The organism is Rhodococcus sp. 14C212 (assembly GCF_011058195.1).
Taxonomy (GTDB): Bacteria; Actinomycetota; Actinomycetes; order Mycobacteriales; family Mycobacteriaceae; genus Rhodococcus; species Rhodococcus aetherivorans.
This window is the reverse complement of record NZ_JAALEH010000184.1, coordinates 1-3225: the sequence shown is the minus strand read 5'-3', so window position 1 is coordinate 3225 and position 3225 is coordinate 1. Positions and strand designations below refer to the sequence as shown.

Here is a 3225-nt window from a genome sequence, read left to right as displayed (position 1 = left end):
TACCGGCGTGATCACGTGTTCGAAGATCATGGATTCTTCCGCTCAGCACGGCGGAGCGCCGGATAGGAAGCCCATGTCATGCCGGCTTGAGCCGCGTGTGTCTCCAACGAAGCCGTCTTGAATCCGAGTGCTCGAGCCGCGACCGTCGGCGGCATCTCCTGAACCAGCTCGCGTAGTGTCGCCGCTTTCATCGCCCGCAACTCAACTCCGGACTCTCGCAGCAGTGTCATCAGATAGTTGGCAGTAATCGGTTGATCAGGACGGGTTCCAACGAACAAGTAAGGCGAGTCGGCGTTGCCGGCAGTGTTGATATTCGGCCTTGACCGCACATATCGACGAATTATTTCGTCAAATGGGTTCGGAATCGGTACGGGATGGTCACCGAGAAGTATTTCGGTCACGTCGTCGTTCGTTGTGATGTCGTTGATCGTGAGATGAACCAACCGAGTTGCCGGCTGACCGTAAAGGAGGAAGAGAATGGCGGCAGCACGACAGTTCAGTGGTATCCCCTCGTTATCGAGCATGTCTGCGAGGAGGGTCAGTCGCTTGCCCTGATCGATATCAGGCAGTCGACGTGTGACCCGGCCTGGAAGATCGACCTGAGGAATATAGCGGTTACGAACCGCCCATTTTGCGAAACTTCTCACACGTGATCGCGTCGTATTGCCTGTGGCGAACCACTCGTCGACATGGGCCTGGCGGCATTGGCTCAGTGAGAGCGACTTCCCCTCGAGCCAGCTCAGGAAGTTGATAGCGACGGTCGTGTCCTGTCTCGAGGTTCCGACATGGCCCTCTTTCAGGATTTTCCTGTCGGAGAGCTCTCGCAGCCTTCTCAGGTGATGCCACCTGACATACTGCCGGACAACTTTGATGTGCTCGTCATTCAGATCGCACGAATCCATCTTTCGGTCGAGCCACCGAATGAAAATTTGCAGATTCGGGTCCTTGTATTCAAGGACCCCCAGTTTCATCAAGAGCTGGTGTAGGTGCTTGATCTTCGAGTATTTGTCGTAGCTCTCGAATGTCTTGTGCTCGATCGGCAACTCGCCGTGAGCCAGGCTGCGGAGAAGCTGGCTCACGTGTTCATTCCGGAGCCAGATTATCGCGCTCATGGGACGTGGCTGCTGGGTGATCGCGTCGTAGAAGGGGGTGAGTTCCTGGCGCGGAATCCCGGACCCGTCGTCCAGGAGAATCTTCAGATCCTCTTTCAAACAACAGCGAACGCACATCTGTTGGCGAAAGAGATGGTCCTCGTGCTCGCATCGGATGCAGTAGAAGCTCCGAGGTATTTCTGCGCAATCCGTGCAGATCGGTCGGCCATCCGGGTCCAGTCCCGGAAGTAGACGATCCAGGGAGCATCCCGGGCAAATTCCACGTCGCCCTACTGCACGGTGGTAGCACCGGCTGCACACGACGCCCTCCGGCCACCGCCAGTAGTCGCGCACATGACGATCGCACCGGGTGCATATTGTCGCCGGCATACCTACTCCGCTGGACGGATGCGCGCCCGCTTCGGCCTGATAGTGCTGTTCAGGTCCACTACGCTCCTGCTGCCGACTGCCCTGGTCCTGCGACTCGGGGCCGCTTCGATTCGGAACTGACACAGATCCTCGACCGAGCAGTCGAGCGCATCGCATATTGCGCCCAGCAGCGCTAGAGAAATTCGATCCGGGCGCTGGCCGAGCATTCGATATATTTGAGACGGGGAGAGGTCGATTCCGCGCTCGATCAACAGCGGTATGAGGTCCGAGATATTGTTCAGGCCTCTCACCGCCATGATTTCCCGGAGGCGCCATGAGTATTCAACTCGTCGCTTCACGGTCCCCCCTTCCCGGCCAGGCCCTGTCGCACTGCTCTCCCCGCAATTCGCTCGAAGGCGTTCTGAACAACACGTTTGCGATAGTCCGATGATACATCCGTGTATATCGACGTCGTGCTTGCATGTTCGTGCCCGACTTGCTCCTGGACAAAGCGCGCCTCATAGCCGTATTCGATAAGATGGCTCACATAGGACCTGCGGAGGGAATGAAAGTCGACGCCCGACGCGAGGCCGAGTTCTTTCCGGAACTGGTTGAATTTGTTGGACACCGAACCCAGCGCGATCCGGCTACTGCGTTCTGTGCACCATAGAGCGGGGTTGTCCTCGCCGGATACCTGAGGCCTGACATCGTCAATCCATTGGACAAGGCTCTCGACTGCCCAATCCATCTCAGGGACGGTGAGCACACTTCGACGCTTGGGTGGGGCGCCCTTCATCGCCTTCCCATAACGCACGTACAGAACGCCGTATCGACCAAATGCGGGAGCTTTCGGGTTGAACCCGAAGTCGATGGTATCGAGCATACGAACTTCGTTTCTGCGAAGCCCCCAAGCATAAGCAACCTTGAGCAACACCGCGTCCCGCAGGGCCGCGACGGCCCCTTTCCTTCCTTCGGACAGGATACGTTCGACCCGGTTGTCCGCATGGTCGAAAAGATCCTGAACCTCGTTCCATGTCAGCGCCCGCTTCTTCGGCTGAGCAATCGCGTCCTGGGTGTGGCGGGCCGTATTCCATTCGTGGCAGACCTGGGTCGGGTGGGTCCCGAATCGTTCCTGGCATGCCTCGGACCATCCGTATGCCGGATCAACGAGGTACACCAGGAATGTCCGGAGCGCCAGTTGATAGCCCAGGATCGTGCTCTGGGCCAAACCGTGAATTGCCCGGAGCTCCGTGAAGAAATCGTCGACATCGGCAGCGGACCATTCCCACGGCTCGACGCCTGCAAAAGCGTGAAAGCGGCGAACGATCGCCTCTCGCGAGTTGACGGTACCGAAGCCGAGATTGCGACTGAGTTGCTGGTTCCGCCATCCGTCGAGCATGGCCTGGAAGAATTGCTCCTCGGGCCGTAGCAGTGCCACACCGTCGGCAAGGTGGAGCGAAGCATCCCCCGGCCCACGCCGATCCGAACGCCTCACGGAGACCTCCTCGCATGATCCGCGAAAGATTCGCATACAACGCGAATCAGAGTCAAGGTCCCCAGGTCAGAAGGGGGCAGATGAGGGCCGTGGGCAGCAAGTACGCTCCCCTCGACGATGCGGAATCAGACCCAGTGACGATTCGGGGCGCACCGGTCGGGGGAACAGAGCCGCAGTTCAGCAGGCTCGCGAGCGACCGGCATGGACGTGTTACAGCGTCCAAAGATGTTGGACGTCATGGGTTCGCGTATTCTGCAACTCGTGATTGTC

General features: G+C 58.6%; 3 protein-coding genes. All 3 read right to left on the bottom strand.

Going from position 1 to position 3225, the window contains the following annotated elements; translation table 11 throughout:
• Positions 1-26: 26 nt before the first annotated feature.
• Positions 27-1079 carry a hypothetical protein gene (locus G6038_RS30475; RefSeq protein ID WP_165042611.1) on the bottom strand — a complete coding sequence of 351 codons (1053 nt, stop codon included), beginning with the start codon at positions 1077-1079 and terminating at the stop codon, positions 27-29.
• Between the two features lie 404 nt (positions 1080-1483).
• Positions 1484-1819, bottom strand: coding sequence for a helix-turn-helix transcriptional regulator (locus G6038_RS30470; RefSeq protein ID WP_165042609.1), 336 nt, complete (start codon positions 1817-1819; stop codon positions 1484-1486).
• A complete protein-coding gene (locus tag G6038_RS30465) occupies positions 1816-2955 on the bottom strand; it encodes a site-specific integrase (protein WP_346772962.1) in 1140 nt (379 codons plus the stop codon). Before G6038_RS30465 ends, G6038_RS30470 begins: the two co-directional genes overlap by 4 nt.
• Positions 2956-3225: the final 270 nt, after the last annotated feature.